Annotated in this window: 1 protein-coding gene; it reads left to right on the top strand. The window is 39.0% G+C overall.

Annotation, left to right across the window (positions count from 1 at the left end; genetic code table 11):
* Positions 1 to 14 precede the first annotated feature (14 nt).
* A complete protein-coding gene (locus DW49_RS1000000134115; protein WP_477742853.1) occupies positions 15 to 137 on the top strand; it encodes a hypothetical protein in 123 nt (40 codons plus the stop codon).
* Positions 138 to 228 lie beyond the last annotated feature (91 nt).

Genomic DNA, 228 nt, shown 5'->3' with positions numbered 1-228 from the left:
GTCCGGGTCGAAATATGGCTTTCAAATTAAGTTCCGAATTAGTGGATGCTGCCAAAGGGAGTGGTGATGCCATACGCAAAAAGGAAGAGACTCAGAGAATGGCGGAGGCAAATAGAATTCTTGCACATTTTCGTTAATCCATGAACAGGATCTATATACACACATGGACCTATGGATCCATACATAAATTGGGATTTTTTTGGAGATTCAATGGAATTATTAATTCAT

The organism is Pseudomonas avellanae BPIC 631 (assembly GCF_000444135.1).
In the GTDB taxonomy this organism is placed as follows: Bacteria; Pseudomonadota; Gammaproteobacteria; order Pseudomonadales; family Pseudomonadaceae; genus Aquipseudomonas; species Aquipseudomonas avellanae.
Note: the sequence above shows the minus strand (reverse complement) of the source record. Positions and strands in the feature narration are given on the sequence as shown.

Coding starts and splice junctions, on each gene's coding strand:
- DW49_RS1000000134115 (WP_477742853.1), top strand. CDS start 15: ATGGCTTTCAAATTAAGTTCCGAATTAGTGGATGCTGCCAAAGGGAGT.